The 20,452-nt window shown below is 41.0% G+C and carries 16 protein-coding genes; 5 read left to right on the forward strand and 11 right to left on the reverse strand.

Going from position 1 to position 20,452, the window contains the following annotated elements; all coding sequences use genetic code 11:
• Positions 1-44 precede the first annotated feature (44 nt).
• Both PHW01_04425 and PHW01_04430 read left to right on the forward strand, forming a co-directional pair.
• A complete protein-coding gene (locus PHW01_04425) occupies positions 45-1,322 on the forward strand; it encodes a glycosyltransferase family 4 protein (protein ID MDD5627222.1) in 1,278 nt (425 codons plus the stop codon).
• 75 nt (positions 1,323-1,397) lie between these two features.
• Positions 1,398-2,576, forward strand: a complete 1,179-nt coding sequence (locus tag PHW01_04430; GenBank protein MDD5627223.1) for a glycosyltransferase family 1 protein — start codon at positions 1,398-1,400, stop codon at positions 2,574-2,576.
• A gap of 225 nt (positions 2,577-2,801) precedes the next feature.
• Here PHW01_04430 and PHW01_04435 read toward each other — a convergent pair whose 3' ends face one another.
• The 8 genes from PHW01_04435 to PHW01_04470 form a co-directional block, all read right to left on the reverse strand.
• A complete protein-coding gene (locus PHW01_04435; protein MDD5627224.1) occupies positions 2,802-3,956 on the reverse strand; it encodes a glycosyltransferase family 4 protein in 1,155 nt (384 codons plus the stop codon).
• 82 nt (positions 3,957-4,038) lie between these two features.
• Positions 4,039-4,914, reverse strand: a complete 876-nt coding sequence (locus PHW01_04440; protein ID MDD5627225.1) for a glycosyltransferase family 2 protein — start codon at positions 4,912-4,914, stop codon at positions 4,039-4,041.
• 136 nt (positions 4,915-5,050) lie between these two features.
• On the reverse strand, positions 5,051-5,752 hold the full coding sequence (locus PHW01_04445; protein ID MDD5627226.1) for a polysaccharide deacetylase family protein: 702 nt from the start codon (positions 5,750-5,752) through the stop codon (positions 5,051-5,053).
• Entirely contained in the window at positions 5,752-6,795 is a 1,044-nt protein-coding gene (locus tag PHW01_04450) for a GDP-mannose 4,6-dehydratase (protein MDD5627227.1), read from the reverse strand. The genes PHW01_04445 and PHW01_04450 overlap by 1 nt, the downstream gene beginning before the upstream one ends.
• 28 nt (positions 6,796-6,823) lie before the next feature.
• Entirely contained in the window at positions 6,824-8,701 is a 1,878-nt protein-coding gene (locus tag PHW01_04455; protein MDD5627228.1) for an N-acetylneuraminate synthase family protein, read from the reverse strand.
• A 54-nt stretch (positions 8,702-8,755) separates the two neighbouring features.
• Positions 8,756-9,511 carry an acylneuraminate cytidylyltransferase family protein gene (locus tag PHW01_04460; GenBank protein ID MDD5627229.1) on the reverse strand — a complete coding sequence of 252 codons (756 nt, stop codon included), beginning with the start codon at positions 9,509-9,511 and terminating at the stop codon, positions 8,756-8,758.
• 163 nt (positions 9,512-9,674) lie between these two features.
• Positions 9,675-10,859 carry a CDP-glycerol glycerophosphotransferase family protein gene (locus tag PHW01_04465; GenBank protein ID MDD5627230.1) on the reverse strand — a complete coding sequence of 395 codons (1,185 nt, stop codon included), beginning with the start codon at positions 10,857-10,859 and terminating at the stop codon, positions 9,675-9,677.
• Between the two features lie 122 nt (positions 10,860-10,981).
• Entirely contained in the window at positions 10,982-13,462 is a 2,481-nt protein-coding gene (locus PHW01_04470) for a YfhO family protein (GenBank protein MDD5627231.1), read from the reverse strand.
• Between the two features lie 125 nt (positions 13,463-13,587).
• Here PHW01_04470 and PHW01_04475 point away from each other — a divergent pair, with 125 nt between their 5' ends.
• The 3 genes from PHW01_04475 to PHW01_04485 all read left to right on the forward strand — a co-directional run bounded on the left by PHW01_04475 (position 13,588) and on the right by PHW01_04485 (position 16,009).
• Complete coding sequence (locus tag PHW01_04475) at positions 13,588-14,445, forward strand: ChbG/HpnK family deacetylase (protein MDD5627232.1); 858 nt, start codon at positions 13,588-13,590, stop codon at positions 14,443-14,445.
• An 18-nt stretch (positions 14,446-14,463) separates the two neighbouring features.
• On the forward strand, positions 14,464-15,414 hold the full coding sequence (locus PHW01_04480) for a glycosyltransferase family 2 protein (GenBank protein ID MDD5627233.1): 951 nt from the start codon (positions 14,464-14,466) through the stop codon (positions 15,412-15,414).
• Between the two features lie 148 nt (positions 15,415-15,562).
• Positions 15,563-16,009: a hypothetical protein gene (locus PHW01_04485; GenBank protein ID MDD5627234.1), complete on the forward strand. Its 447-nt coding sequence runs from the start codon at positions 15,563-15,565 to the stop codon at positions 16,007-16,009.
• Positions 16,010-16,326: 317 nt separating this feature from the next.
• Here PHW01_04485 and PHW01_04490 read toward each other — a convergent pair whose 3' ends face one another.
• Genes PHW01_04490 through PHW01_04500 form a run of 3 tightly spaced genes read right to left on the reverse strand, consistent with a single transcriptional unit; the run spans position 16,327 to position 20,393 of the window.
• On the reverse strand, positions 16,327-17,463 hold the full coding sequence (locus tag PHW01_04490; GenBank protein MDD5627235.1) for a hypothetical protein: 1,137 nt from the start codon (positions 17,461-17,463) through the stop codon (positions 16,327-16,329).
• On the reverse strand, positions 17,450-19,063 hold the full coding sequence (gene murJ, locus PHW01_04495; GenBank protein ID MDD5627236.1) for a murein biosynthesis integral membrane protein MurJ: 1,614 nt from the start codon (positions 19,061-19,063) through the stop codon (positions 17,450-17,452). Before murJ ends, PHW01_04490 begins: the two co-directional genes overlap by 14 nt.
• Positions 19,064-19,094: 31 nt before the next feature.
• Entirely contained in the window at positions 19,095-20,393 is a 1,299-nt protein-coding gene (locus PHW01_04500) for a nucleotide sugar dehydrogenase (GenBank protein MDD5627237.1), read from the reverse strand.
• Positions 20,394-20,452: the final 59 nt, after the last annotated feature.

Consider the following 20,452-nt stretch of genomic DNA (forward strand, 5'->3'; position numbering starts at 1 on the left):
AATGAATCAATTTACTCTATTAGGGGTTCAAAATTTCCAAAGGTTTGAAAATTTTGAAATTAGAAATTGAAAATTATAAATTTTCCATGAATATTATTTTTTTAACCAAATACTTCCCCCCTGATTCTATCGGGGGTGGTGAAATATCGGCTTATTATCTGGCGTTAGGCTTAGCGGGCAAAGGACATCAAATTACGGTGATCAAGAGAGGCAAAAAGAACCGAGATTATAATGAGAGCAAGAATTTAAAGATTTTAGAGCGAAAAAAACTTTTCACCGCAGAGGTGCCGAATTTTGAAAGACGTTGGGCGAAAAAACAGGCGCAAATTCTAATTCAGGATATCCCGCGGGACACGCAGATAATCCATAGCCACGATTTTCATTCAGCATTGATTGGTGCGGAGTTAAAAAAGATTATCCCTTGCCACCCACTTTTTATCGCCACTGTGCGGGATTATTGGCCTGTTTGCGGCTATGGCAAAGTCAAAATAAACGGCGAGGTTTGCCCGGGGTGCAAAAATTTTCGCGATTTTAAGGATTGTCCGAAGGTTGCCCGCGGCAATTTGATCCAGAAATATTTAAGAATGTGGCGGTATCATTATAATATTCCCCAAAGGCAGGAGAGCTTGAAGCAGCTGGACGAAGTAATCTACATCAGCCAGGCCCTACGCGATGAGATTAAAAAATCCCGCAATATCTCTTTTCCTTTTTCCGCAAAAAAGGTAATCTATAATTCTATTCCCCTAGAAATAGAGAATTACACATCGGGTTCTAATGCTGAGGGTAAAACAATTTTATTTGCCGGTCTTTTGGATCTTCACAAAGGCGTAGAATTTTTATTAAAAGCCTTAAGTAAAATCGCCTTAAAGGCTGACTTTCAATGTATTTTAGCCGGCACTGGTCCTCTTTTTGAGAAGTATAAAAAAATGGCAAAATATTTGCGCATTGAAGATAAAGTGAATTTTTTAGGCGCTATCCCCTATCGTTTAATGCCGGATTTGTACCGCAAGGCGGATCTTGTGGTGATGCCTTCCCTTTGGCCTGAACCCTTTGGCCGCACGGCTTTAGAAGGTATGGCTTATGGAAAGGCGGTCGTTTCCACGCGCCACGGCGCTCCGCAAGAATTTATACAAAATAACGAGACCGGAATCCTTATTGAGCCTGGTAATGTTCTGGAGCTAGCCGAGCGCATTATTTTCCTTTTGCAGAATCCCGATGAGCGGCGCAGAATTGGCGAGAACGCGAGAAAAGATGTTTTGGAAAAATTCCATCCCGCGAAAATTGCGGAAGAATACGAAAAGGTTTATCAATATAACGAATAAGGAATAGGGAATTAGGAATCAGGGATACAATTCTTTTTTATTCCTGATTCATGATTCTTAATTCTTGATTCTATTATGCTCATCGGTATTGATGCCTCGCGTGGTTTCTTAAAGAAACGCACGGGAGTGGAGGAATATTCTTATCAAATTGTTAAGGCGTTAATAAAAGTTGATTCTCAAAATCAATACATTTTGTATTTAAATGGCCAAGAAAATGAAGAAGTGGCGCGAGGGATTGTGTGGCCTTCAAATTTTAAATTAAAAAATATCCCCTTTCCGCGGCTTTGGGTGCATCTAGCTTTGTGTATAGCAGCTTGGCGGGATAAGCTTGATGTTTTGTTTATTCCGGCGCAGGCGATGCCGATTTTTTATCCGCGGGAAACGGTTGTCACTTTACATGGTTTAGAATATGAACATTATCCAGAATCTTATTCGGCTTGGCGCAGATTTTATTTGCGTTGGACGACTCGTTTTAGTTTAAAACATGCGGCGAAGATTATTGCTGTTTCGGAAAATACAAAAAAGGATTTGATTAAAATGTATGGTGGAGATGCGGAGAAAATTAAAGTGGTTTATCATGGGTTTAGTGTTTCTGCTCCCACCTCCTCTTTTCTTCCCGCTCAGGGCAGGGGGAGTGTCAGAACCCCCTCCATCTCCCCCTTAGAAAGGGGGAGTGAATTTCCCCTCCTTTCCAAGGAGGGGTCGAGGGAGGTTCTGAATCCTTTTCTTCTCTCCATTGGCCGTTTGGAAAAGCGCAAAAATATTATCAATTTAATCAAGACTTTTGAATTGTTAAAAGGAGATGGCTTCCGCGGTGAGTTGGTCCTTGTTGGTAAGCCTGGCTATGGCTATTCAGAAATAAAAAAAGCGATTTTAAGTTCGCCTGATCAAAAAGATATTATTGAGAAAGGATATGTTCCTGAAGAAGAAAAATGGCAGATTTTGCAATCCGCCGCGGTATTCATTTTTCCTTCTTTTTATGAGGGCTTTGGTATGCCGCTTTTAGAAGCATTCGCCGCGGATGTACCGGTTGCGGCATCCAACACTTCTTCTTTGCCTGAAATTGGTGGTGATGCTTGTGTTTATTTTAACCCCGAGAATGTGGACGATATAGCGCGAAAGATAAGGGAGGTTTTGGCAAGTAACAACCTGCGTCAAGATTTAATTCAAAAAGGTCAAACGCGTTTGGCTAATTTTAGCTGGCAAAAATGCGGCCGGGAGACACTTTTTATTTTAATAAAAAACCGCTCGTAAATTTATTAGAGAGCGGTAGGATTTACAATTTTAACATTGAAAAAATCCAGAATAAAATAGACAGAAGAAAAAAGAAACAGTATTAGTAAAGAGCCGCAGGAATAATCAGCCCAGCATTTAAACAGTTCTGAAATAGGTTTATGTTTTTTATGCCAGGCTCCCAAAAAACATAAAATAAGGACAGTTGAGGTGATATTAGAGAAGTCCATCTTCTCTCTCTCCTTTCTATTCTGTAATTGCGAGAAAAATTTTCTCAATTTGCCCAACCATTTTATTCCAATCATACTTTGCCGCTTCTTTTTTACCCCTCTCACCCATTCTTTGGCGCAAAGGGGGGTTACTAAGCAGTTTATTGATGTAATAGGCTGTTTTTTTATAATCACCTACGGGAGTTAAAAATCCAGCCTCATTGTTTGGTACTAAATATGGGACTGCGGAGTGGTTAGTGGACACAATCGGTAGCCCCGCGGCCATCGCCTCGGCAAGGACAATGCCAAAAGCCTCATATTTGGTCGGCAGGCAGAAAATAGTGGCATTTTGATAAGCGGAGTGCAGATCTTCCCTTTTTATCTCTCCGAGCCAAAGAAGTTTATCCTGGACATTATATTTGATGGCTAGATGAATGAAGGTTTCTTTATCAGCAAAGTCAGTGCCGGCAATAGCAACAATGGTATTGGGATGTTTTTTTAAGACTTCAGGCAGGGCTTTGATTAAAATATCAACCCCCTTGCCATAGCAGATGCGCCCGGCGAAAAAGATAATATTTTTATCTTGTACGTTATATTGTTCAAAAATATTATAAGGAATTTTTTGCTTGAGGGCTGGTTCAATGCCTGGCGGGATAATGATAATCTTCTTGGGTTTGTAATCTTTTAAGATTAACGCCTTTTCAAATTCTGAAATCGCAATAACACAGTCCGCAGCCATAGTTAGGCTGCCGAAAATCTTGCGATAGCAAAACCATTTTTTCGCCTCGCGGCTTTCTAGATAAAAATAAGGGTGCAAAATAAACGGCACTCTTTTGATTTTAGAAAGAAGCCAGCCAATATCCGAGGAATAGTAATAGAAATTGTGGGCGTAGATTAAATCTAGGTTTTTCGCCTGAAGCGCCGCTTTCAGCATTCCCTGAAAATAGGGGTAAGGAAACTTACCCCAGTATTTTGCCCTAAAGCGGCGGACATAGGGAGGACCATTTTGGTATTCTTCTGTGGTTAAAAAGACAGGCGGAATACTATGGCTTCTAAGATTGGAGGTCAAAACTTGGATATTGTGGCCTCTTTTACGCAAACCTTCGGTGGATTGATAAGCAATTTCTTCCGCGCCGCCTGGAGCGGGAGGATAGCGGAGACAGGTGGTTAAGATATTTAGTTTTCTTGACATAGATAATGAGATCGTCGTTGCGAGGAGGAAGGCGAAGCCGAAGCCTGACGACGAAGCAATCTCCTAAAAAAGTAAAGGTTTGTCATCCAAAATTATTTAATTTTATGAGATTGCCGCGTCGCTCTTTGGGGTCGCTCCTCGCTAATAGACGAGAAGAATTTTGCCAATATTTGATACGGGTAACGGATTCATAGAACGTCCCAAACAGCGCATAGACGAAGCCGTGGATGCCATCTTTATATCCTTGATGCCGAAAATAGCGTGAGATAAAAAAGCGCAAGGGGCGGTAAATAAAAAACCAAGCTAAAGACCAAGAATTATGCAGGTTCACTTTAATCTCGCGACCATAACGGTCTTTTCCTATTTTCACCATTTCCCTTGCGTCAATTTCTATATAGCGGATAAATTTTTCAAAATAATGATTGACGGTATCAAAAGAATAATGCAAATAATGATTTTTTAAAAATCCTGAATCTCGGTCTTCGCGCTTGACGATTCTTCCCTCTTTGTCTGCCACTTGTTCGTGAACATCACGCACCCAATGGCTGCCATTATTACGGAATAGTCTTAGGTGCGGGCAGGGATACCAAGCGCCATGGCGCAAAGGGTGGCCCAAAAAATAGGTTTGGAAAGGAATCCAATAGAAATTTTGGGCGGGTTTTTCCAAGGTTGCTAGGATTTCAGTTTGAAGTTTTGGGGTTATCCTTTCGTCAGGATCAATCTGTAAAATCCAGTCGCCTGTTGTATACTGCAACCCAAAATTCCTTTGTTTGGCGTAAGAACTGTCCCATCGGCGCGTATAGATTTTATCGGTATACGGTTTAATGATCTCTTGCGTCCCGTCATTGCTTTCCGCGTCCACAATTACAATTTCATCCGTCCATTTTACGGATTCCAAACAATCTTTAATTTTATTTGCGTTGTTATAGGTAATGATTAAGGTGGAAATTTTAGGCATAATGGAATAAAATTTTTATTTCTTAATTTTTAATTTTTTATTGAATTTTTAATGAATTAATTTTTTTATTACTTAATAAACAACAATAAGTAAATAATTCAATAAAAATTAGTTAAAAAGTAAAAATCAAAAATTATTATTTTCCTGTCTTCTCCAAAATATACTCCCCTATCACCACTAGGGGCGCGATCCAGAGATTAAGTTCAATTAGCTTTTGTAAATGTTCCTCAAACGCCTCCGGAGTAACGGTGAAGCGATAATCCGTTTGGCGACTCGCGATTAAATGATAGGATTCAATCAGCCAGAGATTTTTCCTAGCCGCTCTCTTTGCCTCTTTGTTTAAATCGTTCCAATTCGTTCCTTGATTAGGCACAAAGGATTTGAGACTGAAAAAGTCAATCGGCGGGATATGATTTAATTCTTCTTCCACGCCTCTGCCAATAAGATAATATTTTTTAGCCGTTTCAATCACTCTTTTATTAAAAGCACCTCCCGGGTAAACAATAGTTTTAGCTTTCAGGACTTCATGGGATTGCTTGAGCTCTTTTTCTAAATCCGCATCGGAAGTGTTTTTTAAATTCACATGGTTAACGCTGTGGCTGGCGATTTCGTGGCCGAGGGTTTTAATCTTTTCGGCGATTTCCAAGGAAGCCGTGGGTATTTTTTCAGTTTTTTCAATTGCTCGCGGATTAGCCGCGAAAGCAAAGGTGGCTTTCAAGTTATATTTTTTTAAGATAGGCAGAACATTAACCAATGTTTCTTTATAACCGTCATCAAAAACAAGGGAGCACGCCCCCTTTTTTCTTGAATTTGATTTTTGGGAAAAGATTTTAAACATTATACTAGTTTTAATTTACGGAAGAGTTCTTGATTGCGGCTGACCCAATCCGCTAGTCTTTTTACGCCTTGGTTTACCGAGATTTGCGGCTCCCAGCCGAATTCTTTTTTCGCCTTGCGGATGTCGGAAACATACACCGGCTGATCGCCAGGCCGCCAAGGGGCGAAGCTATATTGGATGTCTTGATCAAGCATTTTTTTGAGGTAGCTAATAAGCTCTAAAAGGGACATTGTATTTTCTGGTCCGCCGCCGATATTGTAGATTTTACCCGCGGTTTTATCAATCATTTTGGTCGCCATCACAAAGGCTTGAATTAAATCTTCCACATACAAAACATCGCGAATCTGCTTGCCGTCGCCATAAATCGTAATGGGGCACCCAAGAGCAGCCGCGATTGTAAACCAAGCTACCCACCCCTGATCTTCAATGCCGAACTGCCTTTTGCCGTAAATGCAGCTTTGGCGGAAGACTACGGTGCGCAAGCCATAGATGCGGCTGTAATCATGGACGTATTGATCCGCCGCGCCTTTGGAACAGCCGTAAGGAGAATGGAAATCCAAAAGGCGATTTTCAGGGATCCCTAAGGGCAGATTTTTATATTCATGACGATCGCCTTTGTCGGCAATTTCAATATCTTCCATGCCGCCATAAACCTTGTTTGTGGAGGCAAAGATGAGGATAGGATTACTTTTGGCGTGGCGGACTGCCTCTAGGACGTTAAAAGTCCCCACGGCGTTAATCATAAAATCCTCATAAGGGTTATTGACCGAACAGGTAACCGCCACTTGCGCGGCGAGATGGTAAACTGCGTCCACTTTTTGAATGAGTTCCAGAAGTTTGCTTTTGTCCACGCGGATGTCCCCGACAACCATCTCCAATTTTTTTCCTTTGTGTTTTTCCTCCAGCCACTTCAGATTTTCAATAGTGCCTTTGCGTGAGAGATTATCAAAAATAATGACCTCCGCATTATTTTGCAAGAGATAGTCTGCGATATTCGTACCAATAAAGCCGGCGCCGCCGATGACTAGAAATTTATTCAACATTGATTTTCTTTTCTCCTCCACTAAATGGTTATTTAAAATATTTGGTTAGCTTTTCCAGGGCGATAAAGAAACCCTGCCCTTCGCGTTGATGACCCCGCCAAATTTCCGGAATCCAGCCGTATTGATAGCCTTTAAATATTTTTTGGATTTTAGCCCAATCTATGTCCCCTTCCCCGATTTGCAATCCTTCCTCATCGGTGCCGTAGGCGTCAGAGATGTGCAGTTCGCGGACATAGGGTTTAATTCTTCGGAGTGCGGCGTAAAAATCCTCCCCGATGAGATTGTAGTATAATTTTGCATGCGAGAGATCAAGAGTGCAATTAATGCGAGTCCGTTTGCAGAATTCCCGAATTTCATCCAGATCCACAAAAATGTTGTCTACCCATTGGCCGCCAAAATACCAAGGCCGGGGCGGCAGATTTTCAGGTAATAATTCCACGCCGCGGCTATCTATTTTTTTTAGTGAATTTTCAAGATTTTTCCAAAGTACCCTTCGGTTTTTGATAGGGTCAATACTCATTCCGCCGGGATGAAAAACGATTTTTGGCTTAACGGGGGCAAAATATTTTTTCATTTCCCTTGCTCGTTCTATGGTTTTTCGCATTATGACAATAGCTTCGTCGCGTAATTCTTTTTCCGGGGAACAAAGATCATTGATGGAGCGGAAATGATATTCGGGAGCGTGGATATAAAGCGCGGCAGGATATTTTTGATTGGGTTTAAATTTGTATTCTAAATCTTTATCCGTAAAATGAAATTCCACCATTTTGGGCTTCAAAGCCATCATTTGATCTAAATTATGAAAACGCACTTTTAGCCCCCAGAAGGATTGAAAGCTTTTACTAAAATTAGGTTGTTTCACTTTATGGATGTCGTTTTCTAAAAAGAGATCATCTTTTTTGAAGTTTTTTTGCGCACGTTTGCCAATTAGTGCATCCAGAAGTTGAGGCGACAAACCTTTGCCTGGGCTTTTGACGGCAATCATTTTGCGACGGATTATTTCCCCTTTTTTTATTTCTTCTGCGGCGACTAGGCTTTTTCCCAGAACCTCGCGGTTTAAGATTTCACCGCGGCTCATATATTTTTTTCCGTCGCCTAAAGCCTGTTCCGCATAGCGGATATCGCGCACGAGACGCTTAAAATCTTGGGCTTCTAGACTAGCGGCGTGATCCGGACCTTTCATGGAACGATCCAGGGTTAAATGGCGTTCAATAATACTGGCTCCTAGCGTTGCGGCGACAATAGACATTGAGATACCCAGCTCATGACCGGAATAACCGATCGGAACATTGAATTTTTGGCGTAGGGTTTCAATAAAGCGCAGGTTTAATTTATCCCAAGGCGCGGGATAAGTGGAAGAGCAATGCAGAAGCGCGAATTGGGCCTTTTTCTTTTCCAAAAATTCCACTGTCTTTTCAATTTCATCTAAATAAGCCATTCCCGTTGCCACAATCATCGGTTTTTTGGTTGCTGCCACTTTTTCCAGAAGCGCGAAATTAGTAAGATCAGGGGACCCGATTTTGTATGCTGGGACCCGTAACTTTTCTAGAAATTCAGCGCTTTTCAGGTCAAATGGCGTGCATAAAAAAGTAATTCCTTTCCGATCACAATATTTTTTTAAGAAAAAGAAATCTTCCTCCGTGAGTTCAAATTCGCGCAGCAAAGGGATCATGTATTGGAAATTTTGCTCGCCTAGATTGGGGTTATCAAGTATTTCCTCGGTATAAATATGTTCCAGGTTTCTTTTTTGAAATTTAACCGCATCGGCTCCCGCGCTAATCGCGACATCAACAAGTTGTTTGGCAATTTGCACCGAGCCATTATGATTGACCCCAATTTCGGCGACGATATAGCAAGGGTGCAGAGTGCCGATTTTTTTATTATCTATGGTAATCTCTTTGATCATAAAATTGAATCATGAATTAGGAATCATGAATTAGGAATTGAATTTTATAATTTATTATTCCTTGTTCCTGCTTCCTGCTTGCCTCATTCTGTTTTGTCTTTCCCGCATAATTTGCGTTGCGATTTTGAAATCCAAGATTGAATCTAAATCCACAGAATCTTCAAGGCTCATTGCCATAGTGACGAGTTTATTTCCGAAAACGCGGTTCTCTTGGAGGATAAATTTCGGTCGGGTGATGTCAATAACCGCGTTCTGCCAATAGATTGGCTCTAATTTTTGCCTGGGCACATCCGGACCATATTTTAAACGAAATGATGTTTTAAGGTAGGGTTCTAAAAATACTCCCTTTTTAATCCGCCACATTTTGTGGGGGTGTTTGTCGCTTTGCGCTACGGTTTTTAAGCCATCAGCATTATAATCAATGACTATTTTAATCGCTTGGTCAATTTGTTCGGCAGTGCGCAAAGGAGCGGTTGGTCTTAAATTAACAACCAAATCCGGTGCGTAATTTTCCTTATTTTTAAGCCACACTAAAGCATGGCGGTACCATTCAATATCTTGGCTTGTGTCGCGGCTAAAACGGCTTGGACGCAGAAAAGGCACTGCACAGCCATACTTTTTCGCCACCGCCGCAATTTCCTTACTATCTGTGGAACAAATCAAGCGGTCAATGTATTTTGACCTTTTTGCTTCTTTGATGGCGTAATAGAGAAGCGGTTTGCCGAGAAGGGAGTGGATATTTTTCTTGGGTACGGATTTAGATCCGCCGCGCGCTGGAATAATAGCTAAAATATTCTCTTTTTTGTACATTAGGGACTTGTCCCTTAAGCTTATTTTTTAAGGTAAGGGATTGACTCAATACTAAAACAATGGTCTAATATAAGCTTTTCTTAAAAAGACCAGTGTAGTTTATTTTAATACATTTTTTCCGTTTTAGCAAGGGTAAAAGAAAAAAGGATTTTTGGAAAAAGAATTATTCCCCGGACTGTACTCGTGAAGCTTCACATTTTTGGAGAATGAGGTTAAAGACCCGCTCGCTTGATTGACCATCCAAAAAGGTGAGCATTTTCTGACAGGTTTTGCGCCGTCCTCCCTGATTCAAATCCGGGCGGACTAGATATTGATTAATCGCCGCGAGGAAGTGTTTTTTATTTTTAACTACTGTGGTTCCCTGCTCCGTAATGATATCTTTATAATGTTCTTTAAAATCGTGGTACACCGCGCTTTTGCGCCATCGCCAAAAGTCAAATGGTTTACCAAACATTACATTGATGGTCGGTGTGTCGCCGAGCATTGATTCTATGGCCGCTGTGGAAGAGAAATTGACCATGAGGTCGCTATGAATCCAAAGGCTCACAAGCATATACATATCTTGATCCGTAGGATTGTATTTGAACAAAGGGTGCGGAGCAGAATCTTTTCTGCCAAAGCTATAACGCAGTTTGACTTTGCATATCCGAGCATACTGTTCGTGTTTGGTAATATCTCCTCCGGGATGAACCGAACAATAGATTTCCACAGGCATTTTTATTTTTTCTTGATCGCGCGCTTCGGCAATGATTTTGACTACATAGGAGATATCGTAAAGTTCAACCGTCGCAATATGGATTAACCTTTTTTTAGGGTTAACATTGAGGTAACGGCATAATTCTTCGCGCGAAGGGATTTTATCTTTATGCCAAAAGTAATCAAGGCGCGGCGAACCAACTATGTGAATTTGGTTGTCCTTGTAGCCAAAGATTCTTTGTGCATGTTCCTTCATCATTTCGTTCCAGACCAAGAGGGTGTCTACCTTGACCATTTCATTTTGGCGGCGTTGCATTTTCCAAATGTTATCCCAGCTTTCTATATAAGTGAATGTCGGAATTTTGCGTTTTTTCGCTTCTTTGAGAATAGGGATATCACATTCATCAAGACCAGTGGTTGTGGAAACAACGAGCGTGGGTTGGTATTGTTCAAAGATAGAAGGTTCCCATGTAACAAAAATAAAACCCGAGCCTTGAAATTCGCGAGTGAGGTCCGGATATCTGCTCATCGGGCTGACAATGATTAATTTTATTTTTTGCTCCCGAATTGCTTGTTCAAAAAAAGGTCGCAACGGTTTAAGAAGCGCGCGAGAGTGAGAGCCCGAGGGAACGGATAAAAAAATGGTCTTCATAGAATATTTTTATCTTTTGGAAGAGGGTAAGCTTTTTTAGCATAGCATAAATTTAATGCCTTTTACAATTAAAATTTTTTAACCACTAAGGCAGAAGAATGTTATAGTTAACATCTTTATGTTTATTTTCTTTTTTGCCGCAGAGATATTATTCCTATTGCGATGAGGAGCAGAAATGTGCCCGCGGAAATGTAGGCTCCTATTTTGACATTTTTGGGTTCAAACTTGAAAACCACATTATGTTCCCCTTGGGTCAGGGCTACGCCGCGAGCAAGGTAATTGGCTCGGTAAATTTTATCTTTTTCCCCATCTATATAAACTTGCCAGCCAGGATAGTAGAGATCACTGAAGATTAAAAAGCCATTGTGAGTTAAATCGGTTTTAATGCTAATTTGATTGGGCGCGTATTGAGTGATTATGGCGTAGGAATCTTGGAGATCCTGACTTCCCTGCAGATGCGGCGTTTCTTCGAATACGGCAGTTTTCAAAGGGTTAAAAGAGGAATTATTCAAGCGCTCTAATATTTTAATATCCTCTGTAATTACTTCTATTTGAGGAACGAGAAAAACACGGGGCAGGGCTTTTTGATTTTCATAAATTTTAATCTCCTGATTGTAGACTAATTTAAAGCCCTCATCTTTAATTTCTTGTTTGGGCGGAGTAAGGATATATTTCACGTTAAAAAGATCAAGAAGAGGAGAATTATAGCGGGTGAGCCAAAGATTGGTGTGAAATTGATTTGTGAGATTGGCGCGGTCATTGTTTTCAATAAAGCTCATATATTCGTCATAGCGCAAGGGGTAGATATTGTACTCCACGCCAATGTCGGCAATATTGTAGTTAGCCAGAGCGTTTGGAAAGATGACATTCCAGCCATCGGTTGAGCTCACACGATACAGGCTGTGATCTTGCTTTAAGAAGGCAACCGGCGGAATTTCTGGGAAGACATCCCTTCGCTTGGTGGGTATAGGGTTATAAAACCAACCAATATAGAAAAGATCCGCCAGGGTAAGGAGTAGAAAAATAATTTTGAGAGAGCCAATTTTTATCTTACGTTGGTAAAATAAAATTAAAAGTGCGGAAGTGGCAGCAAGGAGCGCTAATGGTATGTAAATACTAGTATTAAAAAGACTAAAGTGGTTTTTCAAAATTTGGTACCAATTCAGTAATTCATTCCGGTAATAATTTATTCCTTGCTCTGGATTTGTTTTTAGAAAATATGTTGCGGAAATTTTTTCCCCTGTCTGGAGGAATAAATTTTTGACCCATGGAAGTCTTAAAAATAGACAAAACGCAAGTAAAATTACCAAGACCACGCTAAAACCCTTTAAGATAACGAAAATTCTTTTTTTGTTTGCTTGGGCTTCTTGAAAAAAATAATTCAAACCATACGCGGCGAGGACAGAAGAGGCGAAGACGTAGATAATATTGGCGCGATAGGTATTCCACATCTTGTTTATTAGGGGAAGATGGAGCGCCTCCTTTGCCCAGAGAGGAGTAAAAATTTGAAGTAGAACCAAAAAAAGAGAAATTCCCAGAAAAAATTTGATTTCCGCCTTTCGCCGCGTCCTTTTACTTATGGTTATGAGGGCGAAAAGAAAAGGCAGAAAACCGATATATGGGAGAGAGATGGGAGGGAAATCTAGATAGAGAAGATGGAGGGCGTTTCTTTCTATTTTGGCGAAGGCTTGGAAGTTGGTTTGGGTATCACCGAACACCTGCGGCGCTAAGGCGGTAAGAAGGTGCCAGGGCGTAATCCATTGCGCAAGTTCATTAGGGCTGCGGTGGCCTAAATTTTGGAGCTCAAGCATTGGCAAAAGTTGGACCGCCGCCAAAGCAGACATTAAAATGAAAGGGAGAATAGAATAAACCAAGAGCCTTTTGAGATTTTTAGCGGTTTTGGCTGATTTCGCAAGTTTCACTAAAACATATAAGAAAGCAAAGCCAGTGACATAAAATCCCGTCTGGGGGTGGGCGGCAATGAATTGGAGGCTTAAGAAGACAGTCGCCAGAGCGCTGTAGAAAAACTTGCGGGTCTGGAAGACCTTTTCCAAGCAGAAGAAAATAAAAGGAATACTCCAAAGCGTCTGGGTCATCCAAGGGATTTCAAGCTTCAGCATCACGAGTGTGTTCAGCATATAAGCCAGAGCGCCGAAGACCCCTGCCCAAGCCTTAATTTTGAGGAGTCGCAAGTACAAAAAGAAACCTATACCCGCAAGAAAGATCTTGATGATAATTGACCACGAATAAGCAATTTCCGGGGCAAAGAAGATGAATAACGGGCTTGTAAAACTAAGCATTAAGCTTGTGCTATTGGCAAAGATAGGATAGCCTCCTGTAAGATAAGGCCACCAAAGCGGAAAATGACCCTTTTGAAACTCCGCACCGTAGAATTTAAAGGTGGGAAAATAGACGGTTGAGGAGTCACTACTGGTATAGGGTGGACGTTCCCCTTCAAAAAAAGTGGGCAAATAAGCGCTCCAAGGGAGTTTATCGGATAGCGCTGACATATCCACCAGCACGTGGTCTTCAAAAATCACCTTATAAAAGAAGCCTAGCACTACGAGAAGAATGAAGAGAAATGGCAGAATTTTTTTGAGCATATTGTATATATTCATTATACTAGTTTAAGGCAAATTAGGGGGGAAATCAAGGTTTTAGATATTTCATTTTTTGTCAGTTTGTGCTACCATATGCTTATATTTTAAATAAGCGAAAGAAAGATTTTATGAAAAAATTGATTATTAACGCGGATGATTTCGGCTTATCGCGAAGCGTCAATCGCGGCATTATTGAGTGTTTTCAAAAGGGCGTTGTGAGGAGCGCTACTTTAATGCCGAATATGCCGGGATTTATAGATGCTGCGCGGCTCGCTCGAGAAAATACAGGTTTGGATATTGGCGCGCATTTGAATATTTATCGGGGCAGGCCTGTCTTACCGCCAGATAAAATCCCCTCTTTAGTAAACAGAGAGGGAATGTTTTTGGCTTCTTTTGCTCTGGTGCGGCGGATTTATTTGGGTCAGGTGCATTCCGAAGAGGTGGAGGCAGAGTTTAAAGCGCAGATTGCGAAAATCAAAGAAGCGGGCGTGGTGGTTACCCACCTCGATAGTGAAAAACATTTTCACGCTCTGCCGACTATTGCGCCGGTGGTGGCTCATCTCGCGGCTTATTTTAATATTCCGAGGGTGCGTCTGCCGCGGGAAAAGTGGTCGCCTAAGCATTTATCTGACCTTTTCTTTTCCCAATTCTATAAAATGCAATATTTAGCCTTCCGCTCTAATTTTTTGGCCGCGGAATTTAAAAGACATAAAATCAAATTCGTTGACAATTTCTACGGAATATTATATAGTGGAAAGATTAATTTGCAAGGGTTTCTGAAATTGTTGGAACAGTTAGATCCTGGGAATTCAGAATTAATGGTCCATCCCGGCTATGTGGACGAGGAATTAGAGGATCTTGCTCGCGGACTCAATAATCATCTTGTGGAAACGCGCGAAGAGGAGCTTAAGATTTTGACCCATCCTTTGGTGCAAGCCAAGATTCAGGAACAAGGGATTCAACTGATAAATTATCAAGATATCTAGAATTTTGGTTATTAATTTATGCCGTCTCTTAATCTTTCCATTGTTATTCCGGTATTGAATGAAGAGAAAAATGTTCCCCTGCTCTATAAGCAATTAAAGCAGGTTCTATTTAGTTTGCAGAAAGATTGGGAAGTAATCTTTGTTGATGACGGAAGCTATGACCAAACCTTCAAAATTTTACGAGAATTACATCTTGCGGACCGAAGGGTGAAGGTTATTAAATTTACTCGCAATTTTGGCAAAGCCGCGGCTTACAGTGCCGGCTTCCGGATGGCGCGAGGCCAGATTATTGTCACTATGGATGGCGATTTGCAGGATGATCCGCATGATATTCCCCGTCTTTTAGAAGCCTTGAGCCAGGGTTATGATTTAGTCACGGGCTGGAAAAATACAGGTAAAAGTTCACCCGCTAAATTTTTAGCCTCTCGTTTTTTTAACCGTCTCATCACCTTTTTTATGGGCCTTAAAGTTCACGACTTGAATTGTCCCATAAAAGCTTATCGCGCCGCTGTAGCCAAGCAATTAAATCTTTATGGCGATCTTTATCGCTATATTCCGATTTTGGCGCATGATGCGGGTTATCGGGTGGGCGAGATTCCAGTGCAAAATCACCCCCGTAAGTGGGGCCGAAGCAAATACAAAAGCGGAAAATATTTCAAAAGCCTTTTGGATTTTATCACGATTTATTTCCTCGTTCGCTATTCCCGCAAGCCCTTGCATTTCTTCGGTGTTGCCGGAATAGGTTTTGGTTTTTTAGGGACAATAATCGGCTTTTATTTATTGGCAAGAAAATTTGTTTATCATATTGAAATTATGAAAGAACACGGGCCCTTGCTCGTGTTCGCGGTTCTTTTAATAATCGTTGGTTTTCAAATGGTGAGCTTCGGGCTTTTAGCCGAAATGCTGACAAGGATTTATCAAAGGGAAAATCAACAGGAAGTGTGTTCAGTGGAGAAGGTTTTAGAATAGTATTACAACGTCTTGCATTTTGGCTCCACAGTCCCTCGCTTCGCTCGGGAACTATGGAGCCAACGAATGGCTTTGTTTGTATTAAGAAGGGAGAATTATAATGGAAAATAGTGAAGAACGAATTCAGGTTTTGAACGAAACAGCTATTATGGTTAACCTGGACGTTCCACCGGAACTGCCTTTTAATAACGCGAGCGTTGAAGAGAATATCGGTGGTGGATGGGTTAAGGTTGAAAAACGCGAAGACGGCTTATATATAGATGACCACAAAGTTATTTTGTATTTATCAGAAAAACAGAAGAATGGCCGGATGAGTGGGCGTGAGCTTCGTAAGGAACTTTTAGGAAAGCCCGTGCTCCACCCGAATATTCTAGACGTTCTTATTCTTCATCGTCCAAAGTTTATTCCAGAGGACTGGAAAAAGGGTAAGCACTATTACGTCTTTATCTTTTTCTGGGCAGTCATTTTCCGCCACTCCTGCGGTAGCCTCTGTGTCCGTTGCCTCTTTCTCCGCGATGGCAATTGGGGCTGGGGCTGCTACGGTCTTGACAGTGACTGGAGCGACTTCGAACCCGCGGCGTTGCTCGAAAGCTGAAAGTCTCTTCGAGCCTGAGGCTCTCAGAGCCGAACGGCCTGACGGAGGAAGGGCTAGTACTTTAAGACTTTGTTTCTTGGATCTTCTGGATTTTTGGAACTAAAGTCATTGGAATATTATGCGCTTACAATTTTAGGTCTCACGCGGAAATGCATGAGGTCTTTTTTATTATCTTAAATCATTGATATTTCGTCATTGCGAGGAGGGCCTTTAAGCCCGACGAAGCAATCTCATCAAGCTATATTAATACAGATTTAGGAGATTGCTTCGGTCTCCGCCCAAGGCGGATCCCTCGCAATGACGATACGCCTCGTAATTCATAGTATCTTTAATAGTTTTTCTTTTGATTTTGCATAATTATTTTCGGATAGTTTGGCTGACGCGTGTTGTTGAATATTTTGATAAAAAGCGGGGTCAGAGATTAATTTTTCCGCAAGCTCTATCCCCTGCTTTATCCCCGCAATATCAGGAATGGACAGTTTTGGGAAGAATTCTAATTGATTATTGGCGTTTATGCCGATACTGGGCGTGCCTACGGCGGCGCAATCAGCCTGTAAGCGGCCCAAGGTCCAAGTCTGGTCCATATTAATAACCAGGAAAAAGCACGCCAGTCTCTTTAAATTTTCCTGCCACTTTAAGAAAGGAATAATCTCAAAGCGGGCATGCGCTGTTTCAAGTGGCGCAATATTTGAACGGGGGTAATCTACCACCTGGATTAAAAACTCTGGATATTTTTTCTGGATTTGAACTGCGGCGAATTGGCCAGCGAAATTATCTGTCCGTCCGGTTTCGCCAGCCACGAGAATAACTTTTTCTTTTTCTTCTCTTTTTTTAAAAAACCGGTGGGCATATTCAAAAGGATAGAATTGCGGAAAATAAACTACTTTGGCGGGAAGAAAGGATTGGAGATAATCCTGCGCGTCGTGATTCACATTAATAAAGATATTACAATTATTAGCAAAGGTTTTAAAAGCGCGAAATTCATTTTCCTTTTTCCAGACCTCGCGCAATATTCCTAAAGGACTGACAATGGAACCTAAATAGATCGCGTTGGGATTCACTTTTTTCGTTTTTCTGATTAAATCTGCCATTAGAGGCATAGAGAAGCTGTGCACCAGGAACAAAATAAGATTAAATTTTTTAAGATAATCCAAATTGCGATAAATTGGTTTTCTTTGAATCTTTTCCATGGTCAGATCTAGTTTGCGGCCGAGTTTATAAGAAAGGGTATGGGGATTTTGACGGCGGCGCAAAAAGTTGACCGGAATATGCTCTCCAGAGAACGCCGATGTCCAGCAGCCAAAAGAAGTAGGGTCAATTTCCGTTTCAGGATCGCAAAGATAATTAGGTTTTTCCGGGGTGGGTTGCCAAATTCTGCCGGTTTTAGTGGAATATTCAATACAGGCAAATCTCATTTTTTCTATATATTTTTGGGAAATTTTATTCTTGGACATTGGTTTGGAAAAATTTTTGGTTAATTTTCGCCCGTACCAGTTCTAAAATAAGCTTCATCTCTTTAAGCTTCACTAAATAAGCGCAGAGGAAATAGAGAAAAACACTGGGAATAACGACGGCGAGGAGGGCTAAACTTTGATCCCAAAGACGGGAGCGGTCGATATGGCTATAAATAAGGGGTTTACTTAAAAAGAGAAAGATTCCCATCAACAGGCTTGGCAGCAAAATTTTAAGATAATATTTATCCCAGAGCACCGATTTTATCTGCGGCAAATACCGAGTTAAAAAATAAGAATGAAGGAGGAGAGAAAGAATATTGGTCAGGGAGGTAGCAAGCGCCAGCCCTCCGTGAGCCAAAGGTCGGACCAAAAGAAAATTTAAGGCAATATTAAAAGTAATTACCAAAATTGTAATTTTGACTAAGATTTTAGTTTTCTCAAGACTGTAAAAAACATTTGCTAGAATATTAGTAATACCCGTGGCAAAGAGACCGAGAGTGAAGAAGAGAAGGGCATAAGCCGTGGCTTCTGTATCTTGGAAGGTAAATTCTCCTCTTTGGAAAATAATTTGGGTAAGCGGCAGACGGAGGATGACCAAGCCAATACTTACGGGGATGATGGCAAAAAGAATCATTCTGATGGTGAGGCTAATCGCTTTTAATAATTCCTGACGTTCTCCTCTCGCGATTTTTTCTGCGAAGACGGGAAAAGAGACGATGGGAATAGCGAAAAGAAAAATCTGGGACACGAGTTTCATTATCCTTTCGGCATAATACAAAGCAGAGAGACTGCCGCTTGTTAATTCCGAGGCTAACATACGATTAGTTACCGTGCTCGCTTGAGCTAAAATTGTGGAGATGATAAAAGGGGAAACTAGAATAATGATTTTACGAATGATGGGATCACGCCAATTAAAAGATAAGGAATATCTAAACCCCTGTTTATAGAGAGCTTGAAAGATCACCAGAAATTCCAAAACAGCAGTAGCTAAAAACGCCCAACTTAAAATATAAACATCCAGTTTTTGGCGGAAAACAAGAAGTGCAGAAATCACTACTAATGGTAGAATAAGTTTAATTAAGGCAGGGATGGTGAATTTTTTAAAGGCATACAAGATTGACGTACCGAGGATGGTAAGGATATTAAAAAGAATGGCGGGGAAAAGAATTAAGGTAAGGTTGGTGGTCAATTTTTGCGTCAGGGAGTCAAAACCAGGCACAAGAATTTTCACGATGAGTGGCGTTAAAATCATTCCTAAAACAATGAGAATCACAAAAACGGTGGAGATAATATTGAATAGATTGACCGCAATCTTCCATGCCTCTTTTTCTTTATTTCGATGAATATATTTGACAAAAATGGGCACAAAAACGATGGAGAGGATGCCGACTTGAAGGATTTTAGTAAAGATATCAGGGATCGTGCGGGCGGCAACAAAGGCGTCAATTTCCTTGCCAGCGCCAAAAACATAGGCGGTCAATGTTTGTTGGGCAAATCCTAAAACACCAGCCACTAAGGTGACGAATGTGATGATAAGCGTAGATTTGGCAGCCTGATGATAACGCATAAATTTTATTGTTCCATTGTTCAATTGTTTCATTGTTAAAAACCAAAGAGTAATGGAATAGTGTTTATTCCAGAATCCTTCCCACCCCAATTACCTTTTTACCTATTTTTTTCTGAAAATAGTTTTTTCCATCAATAACAATCGTGTTTTTACTGATGAGTTTTTTGGAATCTCTTTGCAGCGCGTCATGATCCGTGGCGACAATAACAAGATCATAAGCTAGAAGACCGGCTTTTAGCGCGGGTTTAAAACCTAATTTTTTGATTTCTATTTTAGAATAAAAAGGATCATAAACCTGAAAAGGGATGTTTTTCTTTTTTAATGCCAAAGCAACGGTTAAAGCGGGTGATTCGCGCAAATCCTTAATATTTTTTTTGTAAGCTAAGCCATATAACAATATTTTATTCCCGGGATGATAATTGTTGATTATTTTCTGCGTAAACCATTGAGGCATCTCTCGGTTTGTCTTAAGAGCCGCAGAGAGCGCGGGCATTGTTAAGCCATACTGGCTAGCCAAACCAGTTAAATAATGGGGATCGATGGGTATACAATGTCCACCTGTGCCGAGTGATGGCCAATGGGCTTGAAAACTCCATTTTGTGGATGCAGCTTTAATTACTTCCAGCACATCAAGGTTCATTTTTTCGCAAAGGCGCGCAAACTCATTAACAAGAGCGATATTCAAGGCACGGTAAGAATTTTCTAACATCTTGGCGCCTTCCGCCACTTCGGGGCTTTCCACGGTAATAAGAGGCGCTTTAATAAATTTTTTATAAATTTGATAAGCCCTCTCACTACTTTGCTGATCAACTCCCCCGATAAGCTTAGCGATATTTTCAGTTTTATTTCTTGTGCCGGGATCCACTCTTTCTGGAGAGCAAACCAAAGAAAAATCGCGTCCCATTTTAAGCTTTGACCTTTTTTCTAAAATATTGCCGATTATCTCGCGGGTTGTGCCAATTGCGACCGTGGATTCGTTGATGACTACTGCACCCTTTTGAAGATAGATGCCTATTTTTTCCGTCGCGTTTTTAAGCAGACTGATATCTGGCTGAAGTTGCGCATTCACTGGCGTAGGCAGACAAATGAAGACCGCGTTGCATTGCTTTAATGCCTCGAATTGTAAAATAGGTGTCAATTTTTTCTTTATGATAGCTTGGCGGAGAGCTTCTGTAAGACTGGCATCAGCCAAGTAGTTCATTTGTTTTTTTAGCATTCCTATTTTTTGGCGGTCTTTGTCAATGCCAAAAACGGTAAAGCCAGCCTTGGCGGCAAGAACAGCCAAGGGTAAACCTACGTAACCTAAGCCTACCACAGCAATGCGGATAGCGGCATTTTGGGTTTTTCTTACTTTATTTCCCATAATTTTAAGTATTCAAAACAAAAATAAAGAGGTCTTTTTTTAATGATTATACCTCACAT

This window comes from Patescibacteria group bacterium, assembly GCA_028717685.1.
Taxonomy (GTDB): domain Bacteria; phylum Patescibacteriota; class JAQUNI01; order JAQUNI01; family JAQUNI01; genus JAQUNI01.

Coding starts and splice junctions, on each gene's coding strand:
- PHW01_04430 (MDD5627223.1), top strand. CDS start 1,398: ATGCTCATCGGTATTGATGCCTCGCGTGGTTTCTTAAAGAAACGCACG.
- PHW01_04435 (MDD5627224.1), bottom strand. CDS start 3,956: ATGTCAAGAAAACTAAATATCTTAACCACCTGTCTCCGCTATCCTCCC.
- PHW01_04440 (MDD5627225.1), bottom strand. CDS start 4,914: ATGCCTAAAATTTCCACCTTAATCATTACCTATAACAACGCAAATAAA.
- PHW01_04445 (MDD5627226.1), bottom strand. CDS start 5,752: ATGTTTAAAATCTTTTCCCAAAAATCAAATTCAAGAAAAAAGGGGGCG.
- PHW01_04450 (MDD5627227.1), bottom strand. CDS start 6,795: ATGTTGAATAAATTTCTAGTCATCGGCGGCGCCGGCTTTATTGGTACG.
- PHW01_04455 (MDD5627228.1), bottom strand. CDS start 8,701: ATGATCAAAGAGATTACCATAGATAATAAAAAAATCGGCACTCTGCAC.
- PHW01_04460 (MDD5627229.1), bottom strand. CDS start 9,511: ATGTACAAAAAAGAGAATATTTTAGCTATTATTCCAGCGCGCGGCGGA.
- PHW01_04465 (MDD5627230.1), bottom strand. CDS start 10,859: ATGAAGACCATTTTTTTATCCGTTCCCTCGGGCTCTCACTCTCGCGCG.
- PHW01_04470 (MDD5627231.1), bottom strand. CDS start 13,462: ATGCTCAAAAAAATTCTGCCATTTCTCTTCATTCTTCTCGTAGTGCTA.
- PHW01_04475 (MDD5627232.1), top strand. CDS start 13,588: ATGAAAAAATTGATTATTAACGCGGATGATTTCGGCTTATCGCGAAGC.
- PHW01_04480 (MDD5627233.1), top strand. CDS start 14,464: ATGCCGTCTCTTAATCTTTCCATTGTTATTCCGGTATTGAATGAAGAG.
- PHW01_04485 (MDD5627234.1), top strand. CDS start 15,563: ATGGTTAACCTGGACGTTCCACCGGAACTGCCTTTTAATAACGCGAGC.
- PHW01_04490 (MDD5627235.1), bottom strand. CDS start 17,463: ATGTCCAAGAATAAAATTTCCCAAAAATATATAGAAAAAATGAGATTT.
- murJ (MDD5627236.1), bottom strand. CDS start 19,063: ATGAAACAATTGAACAATGGAACAATAAAATTTATGCGTTATCATCAG.
- PHW01_04500 (MDD5627237.1), bottom strand. CDS start 20,393: ATGGGAAATAAAGTAAGAAAAACCCAAAATGCCGCTATCCGCATTGCT.